Below are 17,801 nucleotides of genomic sequence, written 5' to 3'. Positions count from 1 at the left end.
AACCCTAGCCCCGGGGGCTCAGATGAGCGCGTGCGGCTCGGCGGAGCCGTACTCGACCAGGTGGGCCGCCCCGAGGAGCCAGCGGTCCTCGTCGCGTACCCGCACGTAGCCGAACCGGTCGGCCGAGAACACCTTGATCCCGTCCGTCCGGCACTGCCGCATGAGCACCTCGTCCCACCCGTCCGTGAGGTCGGCGAAACCGATCTCACGCAGGGTGTTGCGGCGGGCCAGGAGGGTCGCCCCGGCGATCTCGGGGAGGTGGGCGTACTCGGCCTCGGGCTGCTTGAGCAGCGTGGCCTGCGGCTTGCGGAGGTGGGCGTAGAAGGCCGCCTTGCCGACGATGTCGGCGGTGCTGAAGAGGAACGCCCGCCGCAGGTCCGACAGGTAGTGCGGGCCGTAGACGTCGCGCGGGTCCATGACCGCCACCAGGTCGGCCTCGCACAGGTCGATGCCGGCGTCGAGCATCGCGCCCTCGGTCATCGCCGGGTGCGGGCGGCGGTAGACGACCTCCACGTCCGGCAGCACGTCGCGGGCCCGCAGCTCCGACTCCGGCGGCCCGATGACGATGAGCTGGTCGACCCCCGACTGCTTGGCGACCTGCGCCAGCGCGTGCTCCATCAGGTACGGGTCCATGATCGGCAGCAGCACCGAGGTGTTGAGCGTGGCGCGGGCGCTGGGCAGGCCGATCGCGTCGAGGAGCTCGTCGACCCGCTCGGTCATCGTGCCCATCTGGTACGCCCGCCGCAGCGCCACGTGCGCCCGCCGCGTGTCGGCCTCGGTGCCGATGGGCGTGCCGCAGGCGGCGAGCTCGGCCAACCGCCACTGGGGCGTGCCCGGCGGGCAGTCCACCGCGGCCGGCCAGCGGTAGGAGGTCAGCACGTCGGGGTACGTCAGGTGCCCGGGCAGGAGCTGGTCCAGCGTGAGGAGCCGGTCGATGCGCCCGCCGGAGAGCGGCAGCGGGTTGTGCACCCGCGGCTGCACCCCGAACTGCAACCGCGGCCAGGCCACCGTGAGATCGGTCGTGAACCGGTGCTCGAACAGCTCGGCCGCCGCCGCGTACGCGGCCACGTCGCCCCGCGTGTGCCAGAAGACCGTGCGGATGCCGCGCTCGGCGCACCAGGCCAGCAGCGCCTTGAGCCCTTCGCCCGGCTCACCGGTGATCTCCTCGGCCCACGGGCCGTGCTCGACGGACTCGACCACCAGCAGGTGCGGCACCTCCAGCGGGAGCACCCTGGCGAAGTCGCGCGGCGTGAAGCCGGTCGTCTGCCGCCACTCGTACCGCAGCAGCGCCTCGGCGTGCGGGTCAGCGATGACCGCGGCCGTCAGGTGCGGCCTGGTGTTGGGTCCCGTCGGCACCCGGAAGGGCTTGAGCTTGAAGGAGGCGCCCCCGAGCGTCCTGGTCGTGGTGGTGGCCTGGAACGCCGCCCCGGGGCGCTCGTCCTTGGCCTTGGCGGCCGTGGGGGGCTTGCGCTTGGGCGCGATGGGCCGCTTGACGGGCTTGGCCGCGCCCCTGAGCCCCTTGGCCAGCCTGACCGGGTTGCTCTTGCCGCTCTTGATCGCGTCACCGAGGCGGTTCCAGCGGGCGACCTTGATCGAGGACAGCTTCCAGTTGGCCACCTCGGCCTGGAAGCGCTGCTCGGCCAGCTCCCTGCGCAGCTTGTCGGCGGCCGCCTGCTCGACCTCCAGCCGATCCTCGACCTCGCTCAGCCGCTCGGCCAGCGACCTGGCCTCCGCGGCGCTCTGCTCGGCGGCGGCCAGCTTGGCCTCGGCGGCGTCCAGCAGCCTGGCCAGCTCGGCGGCGCGCTCGGCCTGCGCGACGGCATCCCGCAACGCCCGGCGTGTGCTTTCAAGCTCAGTAGTCACCGGGCCTCCTTCGTCGGCCCGGTGACCAAGACGCTGTATCCGATTGTTCCCTCGCTGCGCTCGCTCACGCGACCTCCGCTCCCTCAGCCCGGCAAAGGATACTCTTTTTGCCTGAAGCGTCTCGAAGGGATGAGATCCGGTGCAGTTCAACGTGCGGCCCTACGTCTGCGGCGCTCTCGGCCGGATCGACCCCGCCATACTCGGCAAACTGACCGCGGCGGGCCCGAGACTCCTGCCCGCGCTCCAGTCGGCCGACGCGGCGCTGTTCAGCTCGGCGCCGCTGCCGCCCTACCACCGCCTGGGGCACGCGTACGCGTTCTCCTGGGGCGAGCGCAAGCCGTCCGGCGACGACGACTGGATGACGGTCGCGGAGACGTTCGAGACTCCCGGGCTGATCGGCGACGCCGACAGTGTCACGCTCCACACGGGCGCCCTGGGCCTCGTGGACGTCTACTACGTCCGCCTCGGCGACGCGGTCTACTTCTCGTCGCAGATCCAGCCGCTGCTCAGCCTGGTGCCGGTCGAGATCGACTGGTCGGCGTGGGCGTCGATCCTGCAGGTGACGTTCCCGCTGGGCGAGGCGACGCCGTACGCGGGCGTCAAGCGGCTGCCCGGCTCCAGCGCCCTGGTGTGGCGGCACGGCAGGCTCGCGACCGAGCGCAGGCTGCCGCGCTGGCTGCGTTCGGAGCCGTACGAGCGGTGGATCAGCCCGCGCGAGATCGTCGAGCTGCTCGACGAGGTCTACCAGGACTACGACGGCCGCAAGCTGCTCGTGCCGGTCAGCGGCGGCTACGACTCGCGGCTGCTGGCGAGCGTGGCCAAGGCCCGCGGGATGGACGTCGAGTCCTGGACGACCAGCCCGGACGACGGCACCGACACCGACATCGCGTTCGCCAGGTCGATCACCAGGGAGCTGGGCATCGCCCACCGGGTGATCACCCAGGACGCCGCCGACTACCCGGACGACGTCGTGGAGGTGGCCCGCAGGCTCGAATACCTGACGCCGCACCACGCCTGGTACGCGCCCTTCGCCAAGGAGGTGCACAAGGCGGGCCGGGTCCTGGTCGACGGCCTGGCCGGCGGGCCGCTGCTGAAGAACTTCATGGTCAGCGGGGCCGCGCTGGAGGCCACGACGCAGGCCGAGCGCTCGGCGGCCGTGCTCGGCTCTCTGTCGCTGGGGGCTCCCTCGCAGCCGTTCCTGTCCAAGGCCGCCGCCCAGTGGATGGAGGAGACCGTGCGCGAGCAGTTCCTGGCCGCCACCTCCATGCTCCACGGGCACCGCGCCGAGCTGCCGCTGTCGGTGCTGCACACCAGGACCGTGCGCGGCATCGCGCGCTCCGCGGTGAACCTGGTGGGGCCCGAGGCGTCGTTCGCGGCGCCGTTCATCGACCCGCGCTTCTTCGACGCCGCGTTGTCGGTCGGCGTGGCCCGCAAGGACAAGGGCCGTTTCTACCGCGAAGTGCTCCACGCGGCCAATCCACGGGTGGCCGCACTCCCCTCGACGAATGTGGTCAAGCAGCCGCTCCAAAGGGTGCCGCTGCGTTCGACGGCCGCCCCCGCCCGAAATTATTCGCACCGCATGCTGGAGACTGTGGTGAGAAGCGTGCCGGGACTGCTGTCAGACGAGCTGCACGAGGTGGTCTCAGGCGGTCCCGACGCTCTGACCAGGTTCAACGGCTGGAATGATCGGTTCTGGGTGCGGGGGTTGGTGCTCTTCGGGCTGTGGCTGAGCGACTTCGAGAACGACCTCTCGGACCTCGCGCCACCTTTTTAGTGAACTCTCGGTAACAGGGCGATTACGTACGGATCTCACGGGTATTAACCCTCGTACAGCAGAAGCGGGTTCCGGAAAGCCAACGGGCTGGTAGTGTTCGGCCCGTAAGCGCCGCACAAACGGGCACCAGATCACAAATCCGGTCTCGTTTCAGGGCAGTGGAGTTCGCAGGGATGACGACTCCACGCGGCGCGGTCACCAGATAGTAACGCCGGGGTAACCGGTGACTTCGTCCTGCCCACATCTCTTCCTGTGAGCGACATTATGATCAACGCATCCCCATTGCCGGAGCCGATCTCCGAGGCGTTCGTCTCGGAGGATCCTGCCTGGTACAAGCGGGCGGTGTTCTACGAGATTCTCGTCCGGGGGTTCAAGGACTCCAACGGCGACGGCACCGGCGACCTTCGCGGTCTCATCGAGAAGCTGGGCTACCTCGAGTGGCTCGGCGTGGACTGCCTGTGGTTGCTGCCGCTGTACGAGTCGCCCCTGCGCGACGGCGGATATGACATCTCGGACTACATGAAGATCCTCCCGGACTTTGGGGACCTGGGTGACTTCGTGCAGCTGATCGAGAAGGCTCACGAACGTGGCCTGCGGATCATCACCGACCTCGTGATGAACCACACCAGCGATCGCCACCCCTGGTTCCAGGCGTCCCGGCACGACCCCGAGGGTCCGTACGGCGACTTCTACGTGTGGTCGGACCACCCTGGTGGCTATCCCGACGCGCCGATCATCTTCATCGGCGCCGAGGAGTCCAACTGGACCTACGACCCGGTGCGCAAGCAGTACTACTGGCACCGTTTCTTCCACCACCAGCCGGACCTGAACTATGACAACCCGGCGGTGCAGGAGGCCATGCTGGAGGTCCTGCGGTTCTGGCTGGACCTGGGCATCGACGGTTTCCGGCTGGACGCGGTGCCGTACCTGTTCGAGCGTGAGGGCACCGCGTGCTCGGGCTTGCCGGAGACGCACGCGTACCTGAAGAAGGTCCGGGCCGAGGTGGACCGCCTCTACCCCGACCGGGTGCTGCTGGCCGAGGCCAACGGCTGGCCCGAGGACGTGGTCGAATACTTCGGCGACCCCACCACCGGGGGCGACGAGTGCCACATGGCCTTCCACTTCCCGCTCATGCCGCGCATCTACATGGCGGTCAAGAAGGAGACCCGCGAGCCGATCTCCGAGATCATGTCGCGCACGCCCAAGCTGCCCGACAAGGCGCAGTGGGGCATCTTCCTCCGCAACCACGACGAGCTCACGCTCGAGACGGTGAGCGAGGAAGAGCGCGACTACATGCACAAGGAGTACGCCAAGGACCCGCGCATGCGGGCCTACCTGGGCATCCGCCGGCGTCTGGCCCCGCTGCTCGAGAACGACAGGGACCGGATCGAGCTGTTCACGGCCCTGCTGCTGAGCCTGCCGGGTTCGCCGGTCATGTACTACGGCGACGAGATCGGCATGGGCGACAACATCTGGCTGGAGGACCGCGACTCGGTCCGCACGCCGATGCAGTGGAGCCCCGACCGCAACGCCGGGTTCTCCTCCGCCGACCCCGGACGGCTCTACCTGCCCGCGGTCATGGACCCGATCTACGGCTACCAGGCGGTCAACGTGGAGGCCCAGCAGCGCCATGAGGGCTCGCTGCTCCACTTCACCCGCAAGATGCTGGAGATCCGGCGCAACCACCCGGTGTTCGGCGTGGGGGCGTACACGGAAATGTGGTCGTCGAACCCCTCCGTGCTCACCTTCGTCCGCGAGGACCGCGACGACATCATGCTCTGCGTGAACAACCTGTCGAAGTTCCCGCAGCCGGTCGAGCTGGACCTGCGCAGGTTCGAGGGGATGGTCCCGGTCGAGGCGCGGGGCGGGGTGGAGTTCCCGCCGGTCGGCGAGCTGCCGTACCTGCTGACGCTGCCGGGGCACGGCTTCTACTGGTTCGCGCTGAAGAAGAAGGAAAAGGCCGCTCTCAGCGCGACGTGACCGGCACCTGGGCACGGGCCGCGCGGCGGGCGGGAATGAGCGCCACCGCGAGGGCCGTGCCCACGGCTCCCACGACGGCGACGGCCAGCGTCAGGGCGGAGGGCGCGCGCCCGATGCCCGCGCCGACGCCGCTCGTGTGGCCCTGCAGGTCGATCAGCCCGGTCACCACGGACATGCCCGCCGCGGCGCCCACGCCGACGCCGAGCACGACCAGCAGCCCGGTGCCCGTCACCAGCGTGGCCATGACCTGGCGCGGCGTCAGCCCCATGGCCTTGAGCACGGCCAGGTCGAACGCGTGGTCGCGCAGCCCGAGCGCGCTGGCGGTGAGCAGGTTGGCCAGGCCGATCAGCATCAGCACGGCGATCAGCGCCACGATCACCACCCGGATGATCGACAGCCGGTCCGCCGGGTTGACCGCGGCCTGCACGTCGAGGCTCTCGGCCGACTCCGACAGCAGCCGCCCGCGCACCTCGGCGGGGTCCGCGCCCCTCTTGAGGGCGAGCGCGTAGTACTCCGGCGGCACCGAGTCCTTGGCCGCCAGGCTGTCGAGCCCCACGGAGATCACCTCGCCGTCGAGGTCGGGCTCGACGGTCCTGCCGACGATCCTGACGATCAGCGGCGTGCCGCCCACGGTCAGCCGCACCCGGTCGCCGATCTTGATGCCCAGCAGGTCGAGCAGGCCCTGCCCGGCCACCGCCTCCCCCTGACGGCCGTACATGCGCCCCTCGACCACCGGGAACGGGTACGGCTCCGTCGAGCTGCCGATGGCCCGCACGCGGACCGAACGGGCCATGCCGGGCGCCAGGGCGTCCACGTCGGTGCCCGGATAAACCGTCTCCACGCCCTCGTCCAGCTTGGCGACGCGCTCGGCCTCGGCCGGCTCCGCCTTGCCCGGCCTGACGTACAGGCTCGCGTGCTGGCCGACCTGCTCGGGGTGGTCGGCGAAGTTGTCGAGCGTCGCCCAGACGCCCAGCCCGATGGTGACCATCATCATCGGCACGGCCAGCCCGAACGCCGTCAGGAACGCCGGCACGCGCCTGGTGAAGGCGTCCCTGGTGCCGAGGACGAGGGCGGGCGGGAGGCGTACGAGGAGGGCCAGCCGGGCCAGCCTGGACAGGCGGCCGCGCGGCGGCAGGGCGGGCGCGTCGGGGATCGGCGGCGTGCGGCCGCCGCGCCACGCGGGCAGCCCCACGGCGGCCAGCACCACCAGGGCCGTGCCCGCGACGATGGCCAGCACGGGGATCGGCGCCACGGACGTCGCGCCGAGCATCGCCGCCATCACGCCCCAGCCCACCACGGCACCGATCGCGACGCCGAGCAGGCCCAGCGCGCCGTGCTCGGCCAGGAGCAGCAGCGCGAGCTGGCCCCTGGTGAAGCCCATCGACTTGAGCGTGGCCAGGTCGCGGAGCTGGGCCAGCACCCGGCCGCCGGCCGCGTTGGCCAGGGCGAGCGCGGCGGCCACCAGCCCGACCACGCCGAACAGGGCCAGCAGCGTGCCCAGCAGCCGGTTGTCCAGCTCCATGGCGGCCCTGACCTCGCGCCAGGTGTAGACCCGCTGGAGCTTGTCCTCCAGCATGACGACCACGCGCTGCGAGACGACCTGCGTGGCGTCGGGGTCGGCCAGGCGCAGCCCGGTCACCCACTCGCTGCGGCCCAGCATGGGCTCGATGCGGTCGAGCATGACGGGCAGGACGTAGGCCAGGCCGGGCGTCCACTGGGGGTAGAAGCCCTGCTCGGCGGAGTCGGCGATGCCGCGTACGTACAGGGTGTGGCGCTTGCCGCTGAGCGCGATGATCGTGAAGGGCGCGCCGATCCTGAGCCGCAGCGAGGTCGCGAACGAGCGCTCGACGACCACGCCGTCGGGCTGGGAGGGATCCAGCCACCTGCCCTCGGCCACCAGCGGGTGCGCCACCTGCGGCGGCGCGGCGGGCATCGCGCGCAGCGCCGCGGGCTCCTTCTTGCCCTCCTGTGCCACGGTCACGGGCGCCGAGCGGTACGGGCCCGCGATCTGCGTCACGCCGTCGATGCCGCTCAGGTCAGCCTGGGGGCTGTCGTCGGTGTAGAGCCAGACGTGGGCGCCGTCGGTCTGGGCGAACAGGCTGCGCCACGGGTTGGTGCCCTCCTCGAGCAGGGTCGCCGCGGTGATCAGCGCGGCCACGATCCCGGCCACGGTCAGCACCGTCAGCACCGCCTGGCCCTTCCGGGCCCGCAGGTCGGCCTTGATCCACCGGCTCCCCGCCAAAGACGCACTCATCTGAGGTCGATCACCTCGCCGGCCGTGCGCGTGCGGCGGCGCGCGATGCGGCCGTCGTCCACGATCTCCCCGTCGAACAGCGACACCAGCCGGTCGGCCAGGCTCGCCACGCGCGCGTCGTGGGTGACCATCACGATCGTCTGGCCCTCCTTGTGGACGTCGCTGAGCAGGCGGAGCACGTCGCGGGTGTTGCGGCTGTCGAGGTTGCCGGTGGGCTCGTCGGCCAGCAGCACGCTGGGCTGGTTGGCCAGCGCCCTGGCCAGCGCGACCCGCTGCTGCTCGCCTCCGGAGAGCTGGGCGGGCGAGGCGTCGGCGCGGTCGGTGAGGTTGAGCGCGCCGAGCAGGCTCTCCCTGCGCTCGCGGGCCACCTTCGGCGAGGCCCCGGCCAGCAGCGCGGGCAGCTCGACGTTGTCGCCCACGGTCATGTTGGCGACGAGGTTGAAGAACTGGAAGACGAACCCGACCTTCTTGCGCCGCAGCAGCGCCCAGGCGCTCTCCGAGAGCGTGTCGACGCGCTTGCCGTCGAGCCAGATCTCGCCGCTCGTCCTGGTGTCGAGCCCGCCCAGCATGTGGACGAGCGTGGACTTCCCGGAGCCGGACGGACCCATGATCGCGACGAACTCACCCGGCTCGACCTGCAGGTCCACGCCGCGTACGGCAGGCACGGGCACTGCGCCATCCTGGTAGATTTTGACCAGATTGACCGTTTTCACAACCGCGCTCATGCCAGATCCTCCTGGCAACGCTCCAGCCAGTCAAGGTCCGCCTGCAGGTGGAGCATGGCGCCCTCGATGAGGAGGATGGCCACCCGGTCGGTCGGCGCAGTGCGGGCCAGGAGGTCGTTGAGATCGCCCATGAGCGACAGGTAGTGGCGGCGCTGACGACTGATCAGCGCCATCCGGTCGGCGATGCCGGTGAGCGGGGCCAGCACGAGCTTCATGAAGAACTCGTCGCGCACCCTGGGGCCCTCGGTGGGCTCGTCCACCCAGAGCGTGAGCACGTCCCGGCCCTTGGCGGTGAGGTAGTAGACCTTCTTGTTGGGCCGGTTGGACTGCTCCACGTCCACCGCCCGGACGAGGCCGTCCTTCTCCAGCCTGCCGAGCGTGACGTAGATCTGGCCGATGTTGGGGGACGGATAGGCGCTGCCGAACGTCTGCTCCAGCGCCTGTTTGAGCTCGTACCCATGGGCCGGCTCCTTAGCCAGGAGCGCCAGCAGGTGAAGCCGCACCGCCCCACCTCCCCGCCGTGTTACGAACGCGTTACGTATCTAGCCGTTGACCTACAGATTACATGTGTGCATAACATGAATGCATCTACCTAACACGTATGTAAATCACTCTGAACGTGGAGGAAACAGAGTGCGCTCGCTCACGCTCTCCCTGGTCGTCCTCCTGGCGGCGGCCGGCTGCGCGCCCGCGAGCAATGAGGGCGGCGGCGAAACGGGCACGGGCGGCACAGGCCCCATCACGTTCGCCACCGGTCGCGACACCACGGCGTACCTGCAACCCTTGCTGGACCGCTGGAACCAGGCCCACCCGGCCGAGAAGGTGACGCTGCTGGAGCTGCCCGAGGCCGCCGACGAGCAGCGCGCTCAGATGGTGGCCAACCTCCAGGCCAAGAGCAGCCGGTACGACGTACTGGGGCTCGACGTGGTGTGGACTGCCGAGTTCGCGGAGAACGGCTGGATCATCCCCCTGGAGCGCGGGTTGTTCCCGCTCGACAGGTTCCTGCCGCCCGTCGTGGAAACGGCGGTCTACAAGAACAAGCTCTGGGCCGTCCCGTACACGAGCAACGCAGGGTTGCTCTACTACCGGACCGACCTGGTCAAGAAGCCGCCACGGACGTGGGCCGAGCTTCGCGACCAATCCCGACAAATAATGAAAAAGAACGATATTGGAGGCTATGCCGGGCAGTTCCTGGCGTATGAAGGGCTCACCGTCAACTTCTCCGAGGCGCTGCAGTCCGCCGGCGGGCAGATCGTCAGCAAGGACGGCACCGAGGTGACCCTCGATCCGGCCAAAACGCGCATCGCACTCGACTTCCTGCTCCAGGGCCTGCGCGAGGGCTGGATCCCCAAGGAGTCACTGAGCTACAAGGAGGAGGAGACGCGCCTGGCCTTCCAGGAGGGCCGGCTCGCCTTCGCCCGCAACTGGCCGCACGGCTACGGCCCGGCCAGGGCGAAACTGGGCGACAAGCTGGGGGTGACCCGGCTGCCGGGGCTCAACGGCCCCGGGTCCAGCACGCTGGGCGGCGCCAACCTCGCCATCAGCGCGTACTCCAAGCATCAGCACACGGCGCAGGAGTTCATCCGCTACTTCACCAGCCTGGAGAACGAGCGCCGCGTCCTCACCGAGGGCTCCTTCCCGCCCGTGTGGACCGAGCTCTACGACGACCCCGCCCTGATCAAGCGCTTCCCCTACCTGCCCGTGCTCAAGGAGAGCATCCTCGCCGCCAAGGCACGGCCGGTGAGCGCCAACTACAACCAGCTGAGCCTGGTGATCGCCAGTTCGGTCGCCAAGGCGCTCGGCAACCCCTCCACCGAGTCCGCGGATGACGCCGCGGTCTCCATGAAGTCCGAAATCGAAGAGATCATCAGAACCCAGTGAGGCAGCCATGCGAAACGCCAGAGCAGCAGCAATCCTGGCCGGGCTCGCGGTAGCCGTCGCCGCCTGCGGCAACGCCCCGACGACCACCTCGCCGTCCACCGACGCTTCCGGCTCCGCGTCGGCCCCCGCCGCCGGCGCCAAACCGCTGCAGGGCGTGAAGCTCGAGGTCGCCGCCAAGTGGACCGGCGACGAGCAGAAGAACTTCCAGCAGGTGCTCAAGGCCTTCACCGAGAAGACCGGGGCGGAGGTCACGTACGCCTCCACCGGTGAGGACACCGGCGCCTACCTCGGCCCGCGCATCCAGGGCAAGAACCCGCCGGACGTCGCGATCCTGCCGCAGCCGGGCCTGGTGCAGCAGTACGCCGACCAGAGCGCGCTCATCCCGCTGACCGACGACGTCGTCAAGGAGGTGGACACCAACTACACCCCGTACTGGAAGGAGCTCGGCTCCGCCAGCGGCAAGGTGTACGGCGTGCTCATCAAGGCGGCGCACAAGTCGCTGGTCTGGTACCGGGCGCAGGCGTACGACGACGCGGGCGTGCAGCCGGCCACCACCTGGGACGAGCTGGTCAAGAACGCGCAGACCATCGCCGACTCCGGCACCGCGCCGTTCTCGTTCTGCGGTGCGTCCGGCTGGACGCTGACCGACCTCTTCGAGAACGTCTACCTGTCCACCGCCGGGCCGGAGAACTACGACAAGCTCTCCAAGCACGAGATCCCGTGGACGGACCCGACCGTGACCACCGCGCTGGAGAAGATCGCGCAGATCGCGGGCAAGAAGGAGTTCGTGGTCGACGGCAACGCCGGCGCCCTGCAGACCGACTTCCCCGGCTGCGTGACCAAGGTCTACGGCGACAAGAAGGCCGCCATGGTGATCGAGGCCGACTTCGTGGCCGTCTCCGCGGCGCAGTCGAAGGCCAAGGTGGGCGAGGAGGCCAAGTACTTCCCGTTCCCCAAGGCCGGTGACACGGCCCCCGTCGTCCTGGGCGGCGACGTCGCGGTCGCGATGAAGGACTCCCCCGGCGCGATGGCGCTGCTGCAGTTCCTGGCCTCCAAGGAGGGTGGCGAGATCTGGGCCAAGCTGCCCGGCTACCTGTCGCCCAACAAGAACGTCTCCCCCGACAACTACCCCGACGAGCTGACCAAGCAGCTCGGCCAGACGATCGTCTCGGCCGGCGACGCCGTTCGCTACGACATGTCCGACCTGGCGCCGAGCGCGTTCGGCGCCACCGACGGCAAGGGCGAGTGGAAGGCGCTGCAGGACTTCCTGCGCAACCCGAGCGACATCAAGGGCACTCAGACCACACTGGAAGCCGAGGCCAAGAAGGCCTGGAAGAAGTAAAGAGGTAAGGCCGTGACCGAACGGTTGGACGGCCCGCAGGTCTCGTCCGCGGACACCGCGGACGAGCCCTCCACCGGACCGGCTGAAACCCCCCGTACGCAACGACGCCTCGGCCCCTCGCCGGCGGTCGCCATCGCCTTCCTCCTCCCGGCGGCGGTGCTGCTGGGCATCTGGGTGGTCTACCCGATCGTCTACTCCATCTTCCGGAGCCTGTTCGACTCGGCGGGCACCGGATTCGTGGGGCTGGGCAACTACGCCACGATCTTCACCGACTCCGGCATGCTCACCACGATCCGCAACAACCTCATCTGGGTTGTCATCGCGCCGATCGTGGTGACCACGCTGGGCCTGATCTTCGCGGTCCTGACCGAGCGGATCAGGTGGTCGACGGCGTTCAAACTGATCGTGTTCATGCCCATGGCGGTCTCCCTGATGGCGGCGGGCGTGATCTTCCGCTTCGTCTACGAGCAGGACCCCGCCAAGGGCGTGGCCAACGCCGTGCTCACCACCGTGCACGACACGTTCTCCTCCTCGCAGGGCTACCCGGAGGCGCGCCCGCGCGAGGGCGAGCAGTCGCCGGTCGCCGCCGACGGCGGCGCGGTCGTCACCAAGCAGCCCGCCCAGGCGGGTCAGCCGGTGCTGATCCCGATCGTGGGCGTCAAGCCGAACGCCCTGCCGAGCAACGCCCAGGCCGCCAAGGCCCCCGCGGCCGGCGACGGCCTCTCGGGGACCGTGTGGTTCGACTTCACGCCGGGAGGCGGCGGCAAGAACGGCGAGGTGGACGCCTCGGAGAAGGGCCTGCCGGGCATGACCGTCGAGGCGGTGCAGAACGGCAAGGTCGCCGCGACCGCCACGACGGCCGACGACGGCTCGTTCCGCTTCCAGGGCCTGTCCGCCGGCTCCTATGTCGTACGACTCCCGCAGTCGAACTTCCAGGCCGCCTACAAAGGCCTGAGCTGGCTCGGCCCGACACTCATCACCCCGGCGATCATCGGCGCGTTCGTGTGGGTGTGGGCCGGTTTCGCCATGGTGCTGATCGCGGCGGGGCTCGCGGCGATCCCGCGTGACGCGCTGGAGGCGGCCCGCATCGACGGCGCCTCGGAGTGGCAGGTGTTCCGCAAGATCACCGTGCCGCTGCTGTCGCCGGTGCTGCTCGTCGTCTTCGTGACGATGATCATCAATACGCTGAAGGTGTTCGACCTTGTCTTCATCATCGCCCCGGCCTCGGTCCAGCCTCAGGCGAACGTGGTCGCGCTGGAGATGTGGCGCGTGGCGTTCGGCGGCGGGAACAACCAGGGTCTGGGCAGCGCGCTGGCCGTCTTCCTGCTCGTTCTGGTCCTCCCCTTCATGATCATGAACATTCGCCGGTTCAGGAGGGACGAATCATGACGACAGCCACGGCTACCGCCCCTTCGGGGCTGGAGACGGGCGCGCCGCGCAGGAGCGTGGTGAGCAAGATCGTGGACCGGATCGGCGGCGGCGCCGTCCAGGTGATCATGATCCTGCTGGGCCTGTTCTGGCTGGTGCCGACGCTGGGCCTGCTCGTCGTCTCGATGCGCACGACGGACGTCAACACCTCCGAGGGCTGGTGGACGATCTTCACCAAGCCTGCCGAGCTGACCCTCGCGAACTACAAGGACCTGCTGGCCAGCGGCTTCACCGCGTCCTTCTGGAACACCGTGCTGATCACGGTGCCGACGACGGTCCTGGTGATCGGCATCGCGGCCATGGCCGCCTACGCGTTCGCGTGGATGGAGTTCCCCGGGCGTGACGGGGCGTTCCTCGTCGTGGTCGGATTGCTGATCGTGCCCATCCAGATCGCGCTGATCCCCGTCGCGTCCTTCTACGGAGGCATCGGGATCTTCGGCTCGATCCCGGGCGTGGTGCTGTTCCACACGGCGTTCGGCCTGCCGTTCGCCATCTTCCTGCTGCGCAACTTCTTCGTCGGCATCCCGTCCTCGCTGCTGGAGGCGGCGCGGATGGACGGGGCGCCGGAGTGGAAGATCTTCGTGTCGGTGGTGTTCCCGCTGGGCAAGCCCGCCATCGCCTCGCTGGGCATCTTCCAGTTCCTGTGGGTGTGGAACGACATGCTCATCGCGCTGGTCTTCGCCAACACCGACAACCAGCCGATGACCAAGGCCCTGCAGTCCCAGATGCGGCAGTTCGGATCGAACGTGGACATCCTCTCGTCCGGTGCGTTCCTGTCGCTGCTCATCCCGCTGGTCCTGTTCTTCGCCTTCCAGCGGTACTTCGTCCAGGGCATGATGGCCGGTTCCGTGAAGTGATCAAGGCGCCCGCGCGGTCCGCGCGGGCGCCTTGTGATCATTCTGGTACGGCTGGACCCGACGTTTCGGCAGCAAGCCGCACCAGACCTAGATAAGCTCATCGGCCATGGCCGGTCGTCCACTGAACGAAGTCGTCGAAGCCGGATGGGCCAGTGCGCTTGAGCCCGTCTCCGAGCAGATCTCCCTGATGGGCGAATTCCTGCGCAAGGAAATCGCCGATGGCAGGCAGTACCTGCCCGCGGGCACGCACGTGCTGCGTGCCTTCAACCAGCCCTTCGACGACGTCAAGGTGCTGATCGTGGGTCAGGACCCCTATCCCACGCCCGGTCACCCGGTCGGGCTGTCGTTCTCGGTGGCGCCCGAGGTGCGGCCGCTGCCCGGCAGCCTGGTCAACATCTACAAGGAGATGGAGACCGACCTCGGCCTCCCCCGCCCCGCCAACGGCGACCTGACGCCGTGGGCCGAGCAGGGCGTCCTGCTCCTCAACAGGGTCCTCACCGTGATGCCCGGCAAGCCCGCCTCCCACCGGGGCAAGGGCTGGGAGCAGGTCACCGAGCAGGCCATCCACGCCCTCGTGGCACGCAACAAGCCGATGGTGGCCATCCTCTGGGGCCGCGACGCCCGCAACCTGGCCCCGATGCTCGGCAATGTGCCCCGCATCGAGTCCGCCCACCCCTCCCCCCTCTCCGCGCGCAGCGGCTTCTTCGGCTCGCGTCCCTTCAGCCGGGCCAATGAGCTGCTGGAACAGCAAGGCGCGGCACCTGTCGAGTGGAAGCTGCCCTAGAGTCGTCGCCATGAGTGATGAACCGAAGTTCCTGCGTCTCACGGTCGAGCTGACCGTCGAGGTGCTTGACGTGGACGCTTTGCAGGCGGCGGCGCTGGCCGAGATCCGGCACCCGGACGCCGACCTCACCGCCGAGGAGCGCACCGAGCAGGCCGAGCTGGTCAGCTCCGATGAGACGGGCGCCTCGGCGCTGCAGTGGCTCATCGAGCCGGACCACGTGCTCCAGCTTGTCGACCACATCAACGAGATCGAGCCGCGCGAGGCCGTCCTCGGGGTGGAGCCCTCCGAGGGGCCCAGCGAGGACGAGGACGAAGAGGAGCACGACCACGTGTGACGCGTGGGTGAAGTACGGCGGTGGCCACGACGTTCTGGGAGGCGTCGTGGCTTTTCGCTTCTCTCTGGCGGCTCGTCGATACCTGACGGCTCGTCGATACCTGGCGGGTGGTTGAGACCTGGCGGCTGTCGAGACTCGACGGCTCGTTAAGATCGGTACCCTCCGGCCCGCCGCAAGGAGGCACGCAGTGATCGTCGCATTCTCCATCACCCCGCTGGGCGTCGGCGAAGGAGTCGCCGAGCCCGTCGCCCGCGCCGTCAAGGTGGTCCGCGACAGCGGCCTGCCCAACCGTACGGACGCCATGTTCACCACGATCGAGGGCGAGTGGGACGAGGTCATGGACGTGGTGAAGCGCGCGGTGGACGCGGTGGCGGAGGTCGCGCCCCGGGTCAGCCTGGTACTCAAGGCCGATCTCCGGCAGGGAGTCACCGACGGGATGACCAGCAAGCTCGAGTCCCTGGAACGCCACCTCTCCGAATAGCCAATTTTCCAACCTTGGGCCCTTCGGCGAAGTTGTTTTATGCATGGACCGTTACGAGGGGTTCCACGAGTTCGTACGAACCCGCCAGCAATCGCTGATGCGGACGGCGTACCTGCTCACCGGGAACGCCCACCTCGCCGAGGACCTGTTGCAGACGGTCCTCACGCGCGTCGCCTCCCACTGGGCCAAGCTCGCCAAGGGTGGCAACCCCGAGGCGTACGCGCGCAAAGCCCTGGTGAACCAGACCATCTCCTGGCGCAAGCGCAAGCGGATCGAGCTCTCTGAGGCCGAACTGCCGGAGTTCGCGGCGTCCGGGCAGCCGCACGACGAGGCGACCGTACGCCGGATCGCCCTGCTCCACGCACTGGCGCGGCTCACGCCGAAGCAGCGGGCGCTGATCGTGCTGCGCTTCTACGAAGATCGCACCGAACACGAGACCGCGCAGCTCTTGGGCGTCTCGGTCGGCACCGTCAAGAGCCAGACCCACTACGCGCTGTCGAAACTGCGCGCGCTCGTCCCCCAGGAGGTGTACCGGTGAACCCGCTGCGCGAAGACCTGCACGCGCTGGCCGAACAGGCGCCCGCCGTCGATCTGGCGGCCCAGGCGGTGCGAGGCGCCCGCCGTCGGCGCGCCACCCGCCTGGCCGTGGCCATCGCCGCGGCGACCTGCCTCATCGCGGGCGGCGGCACCGTGCTCCTCCAACAGCTACGCCCCGAGCCCCCGGTCATGCTCACCCCGCCGGAGACGACGGTCTCCCCGCTGCCCCCGGAAGGCGTCGGGCCGATCGAACAGGCGTACCGGCCGGAATGCCGCACCACCACGTGCGCGAAGAACGCCTGGCGGCTCGTGACCCGCGACGGCGACACCTACGAACTGACCGCGGCACCGGAGACCGGCCCCCTGGCGGTCACGGCGGACGGCCGCCGGCTGGCCTACTACAGCTCGAAGCAGCGCACGATCGTGGTGCGCGACCTGGCGAGCGGCAAGACCTGGAAGTCCCCGCTGAAGCAGCCCGCGGAGGACTTCTCGCGCTCGGCCGAACACACCCTGCGGCTGTCGCCCAGCGGGCTGCGGTTCATCGTGTCGAGCTGGGGCGGGCGGCGAGAGCCCAACAAGCTGGTGGACGTGGAGCGGGGCACGGTGTCCGACCTCCCGCGCGGCTGGTGGCCGGTGAGCGTGTCGGACGGATCCGGCCCCGTCGTGCTCGCCAAGCCGTACGAGAACTCCAGCCAGGTGCGGGTGCTCGGCCACGACCCGATCACCATCCCGGACTTCACGTACGACTACAGCGCCCTCGCCCCCGACGGCCGCACCCTCACCCGACTGGGCCAGACCTACGACCCGAACCGCCGCCCGATGCTGCAGCTGGACGGCTCGGTCGTCGTCTTCGACCCGGTGCGGGGCGGCCGCGAAACCCGAGTCCCGATCTCCGGCATCCCGGAAGGGCTCCAGCCGTCAGGACTCGGCGGCTGGCTGAACTCCACCGAGGTGACCGTGGTCGCCACCCCCGAGTCACCACGCGGACCCAAGCCGATGGTCTACGCCATGGACGTACGAAGCGGCAAAACCCGAGAACTCTTCACCCTACGCAACTACGGAAAAACCCTGGTCCCAGGCCTGGTCCACTAACACCAACCCCCCACACCCACCCGTCAACCCACGGACCCGCCCACCCCATGCGCGGGTCCACCCACCCCACAACATCGACACTTACCAAGCACACTCGCCCCACACACCCCCAGGCTAGCCGCGCACACCCACAAGCCCTGGGGCGCCAGCCGGTCCGCACACCCACAAGCCCCAGGGCACCAGCCGGTCCGCGCACATCCACAAGCCAGCACCGGCCTAACCGCACATCCCGCCCTACCCCCTGCCAGCCGCGCACCCACACCCACAAACCCCGGCGCCGGCCGCGTCCGCACCCCCACCACCCACGACCCCCCGCTCCGCGCCTCTCCCAGCCGCGCACACCCACACCCACAAGGCCCCCGATGCCGACCGCTCACACCCACAAGTAGCCCTCGGCGCCGGCCGGGCCACGCACACCCCACAGCCACAACCCCCTCCGGCGCCGCCCAGGCCGTGCGCATCCCGCACG

At 69.4% G+C, this 17,801-nt stretch carries 15 protein-coding genes; 11 read left to right on the top strand and 4 right to left on the bottom strand.

Annotated features, from left to right (window positions below):
* Positions 1-18 precede the first annotated feature (18 nt).
* Positions 19-1,863, bottom strand: a complete 1,845-nt coding sequence (locus AB0J87_RS05675; protein WP_363962775.1) for a hypothetical protein — start codon at positions 1,861-1,863, stop codon at positions 19-21.
* A gap of 139 nt (positions 1,864-2,002) precedes the next feature.
* Here AB0J87_RS05675 and AB0J87_RS05670 point away from each other — a divergent pair, with 139 nt between their 5' ends.
* Positions 2,003-3,637: an asparagine synthetase B family protein gene (locus tag AB0J87_RS05670; RefSeq protein ID WP_363962774.1), complete on the top strand. Its 1,635-nt coding sequence runs from the start codon at positions 2,003-2,005 to the stop codon at positions 3,635-3,637.
* Positions 3,638-3,901: 264 nt separating this feature from the next.
* Positions 3,902-5,617, top strand: coding sequence for a maltose alpha-D-glucosyltransferase (gene treS, locus AB0J87_RS05665; protein ID WP_355191382.1), 1,716 nt, complete (start codon positions 3,902-3,904; stop codon positions 5,615-5,617).
* Here the strand turns inward: treS and AB0J87_RS05660 are convergent.
* The 3 genes from AB0J87_RS05660 to AB0J87_RS05650 are packed head-to-tail and all read right to left on the bottom strand — an operon-like array spanning position 5,604 to position 9,099.
* Complete coding sequence (locus AB0J87_RS05660) at positions 5,604-7,871, bottom strand: FtsX-like permease family protein (protein WP_363962773.1); 2,268 nt, start codon at positions 7,869-7,871, stop codon at positions 5,604-5,606. The two genes, treS and AB0J87_RS05660, sit on opposite strands and share 14 nt — an antisense overlap.
* The gene (locus AB0J87_RS05655) at positions 7,868-8,596 is read right to left on the bottom strand and encodes an ABC transporter ATP-binding protein (protein ID WP_350729980.1); all 729 of its coding nucleotides are present in this window, start codon (positions 8,594-8,596) and stop codon (positions 7,868-7,870) included. The genes AB0J87_RS05660 and AB0J87_RS05655 overlap by 4 nt, the downstream gene beginning before the upstream one ends.
* Complete coding sequence (locus AB0J87_RS05650) at positions 8,593-9,099, bottom strand: PadR family transcriptional regulator (protein WP_350729978.1); 507 nt, start codon at positions 9,097-9,099, stop codon at positions 8,593-8,595. Before AB0J87_RS05650 ends, AB0J87_RS05655 begins: the two co-directional genes overlap by 4 nt.
* A gap of 130 nt (positions 9,100-9,229) precedes the next feature.
* Between AB0J87_RS05650 and AB0J87_RS05645 the strand changes: the two genes are divergently transcribed.
* The 9 genes from AB0J87_RS05645 to AB0J87_RS05605 all read left to right on the top strand — a co-directional run bounded on the left by AB0J87_RS05645 (position 9,230) and on the right by AB0J87_RS05605 (position 17,332).
* Positions 9,230-10,477 carry an ABC transporter substrate-binding protein gene (locus tag AB0J87_RS05645; RefSeq protein ID WP_355191377.1) on the top strand — a complete coding sequence of 416 codons (1,248 nt, stop codon included), beginning with the start codon at positions 9,230-9,232 and terminating at the stop codon, positions 10,475-10,477.
* A 7-nt stretch (positions 10,478-10,484) separates the two neighbouring features.
* Entirely contained in the window at positions 10,485-11,819 is a 1,335-nt protein-coding gene (locus tag AB0J87_RS05640) for an ABC transporter substrate-binding protein (protein WP_363962772.1), read from the top strand.
* 12 nt (positions 11,820-11,831) lie between these two features.
* A complete protein-coding gene (locus tag AB0J87_RS05635) occupies positions 11,832-13,208 on the top strand; it encodes an ABC transporter permease subunit (protein WP_363962771.1) in 1,377 nt (458 codons plus the stop codon).
* Complete coding sequence (locus AB0J87_RS05630; RefSeq protein WP_350729971.1) at positions 13,205-14,104, top strand: carbohydrate ABC transporter permease; 900 nt, start codon at positions 13,205-13,207, stop codon at positions 14,102-14,104. The genes AB0J87_RS05635 and AB0J87_RS05630 overlap by 4 nt, the downstream gene beginning before the upstream one ends.
* Before the next feature lie 106 nt (positions 14,105-14,210).
* Positions 14,211-14,888 carry a uracil-DNA glycosylase gene (locus tag AB0J87_RS05625; RefSeq protein WP_350729969.1) on the top strand — a complete coding sequence of 226 codons (678 nt, stop codon included), beginning with the start codon at positions 14,211-14,213 and terminating at the stop codon, positions 14,886-14,888.
* 10 nt (positions 14,889-14,898) lie between these two features.
* Positions 14,899-15,222 (top strand): hypothetical protein, encoded by a 324-nt coding sequence (locus tag AB0J87_RS05620; RefSeq protein ID WP_350729967.1) that lies wholly within the window; start codon positions 14,899-14,901, stop codon positions 15,220-15,222.
* Positions 15,223-15,409: 187 nt separating this feature from the next.
* Complete coding sequence (locus AB0J87_RS05615) at positions 15,410-15,703, top strand: MTH1187 family thiamine-binding protein (protein WP_192790536.1); 294 nt, start codon at positions 15,410-15,412, stop codon at positions 15,701-15,703.
* 43 nt (positions 15,704-15,746) lie between these two features.
* Positions 15,747-16,241 carry a SigE family RNA polymerase sigma factor gene (locus AB0J87_RS05610; protein WP_350729965.1) on the top strand — a complete coding sequence of 165 codons (495 nt, stop codon included), beginning with the start codon at positions 15,747-15,749 and terminating at the stop codon, positions 16,239-16,241.
* Positions 16,238-17,332, top strand: a complete 1,095-nt coding sequence (locus tag AB0J87_RS05605; RefSeq protein WP_363962770.1) for a hypothetical protein — start codon at positions 16,238-16,240, stop codon at positions 17,330-17,332. Before AB0J87_RS05610 ends, AB0J87_RS05605 begins: the two co-directional genes overlap by 4 nt.
* Positions 17,333-17,801 lie beyond the last annotated feature (469 nt).

It is taken from the genome of Nonomuraea sp. NPDC049625, assembly GCF_040675285.1.
GTDB classification, from domain to species: domain Bacteria; phylum Actinomycetota; class Actinomycetes; order Streptosporangiales; family Streptosporangiaceae; genus Nonomuraea; species Nonomuraea angiospora_A.
Note: the sequence above shows the minus strand (reverse complement) of the source record. Positions and strands in the feature narration are given on the sequence as shown.

What these genes read in the sequence shown, in the direction of transcription:
- AB0J87_RS05655 (WP_350729980.1), bottom strand. Translation starts at nt 8,596, where the DNA reads ATGAGCGCGGTTGTGAAAACGGTCAATCTGGTCAAAATCTACCAGGAT.
- AB0J87_RS05640 (WP_363962772.1), top strand. Translation starts at nt 10,485, where the DNA reads ATGCGAAACGCCAGAGCAGCAGCAATCCTGGCCGGGCTCGCGGTAGCC.
- AB0J87_RS05660 (WP_363962773.1), bottom strand. Translation starts at nt 7,871, where the DNA reads ATGAGTGCGTCTTTGGCGGGGAGCCGGTGGATCAAGGCCGACCTGCGG.
- AB0J87_RS05610 (WP_350729965.1), top strand. Translation starts at nt 15,747, where the DNA reads ATGGACCGTTACGAGGGGTTCCACGAGTTCGTACGAACCCGCCAGCAA.
- AB0J87_RS05625 (WP_350729969.1), top strand. Translation starts at nt 14,211, where the DNA reads ATGGCCGGTCGTCCACTGAACGAAGTCGTCGAAGCCGGATGGGCCAGT.
- treS (WP_355191382.1), top strand. Translation starts at nt 3,902, where the DNA reads ATGATCAACGCATCCCCATTGCCGGAGCCGATCTCCGAGGCGTTCGTC.
- AB0J87_RS05630 (WP_350729971.1), top strand. Translation starts at nt 13,205, where the DNA reads ATGACGACAGCCACGGCTACCGCCCCTTCGGGGCTGGAGACGGGCGCG.
- AB0J87_RS05620 (WP_350729967.1), top strand. Translation starts at nt 14,899, where the DNA reads ATGAGTGATGAACCGAAGTTCCTGCGTCTCACGGTCGAGCTGACCGTC.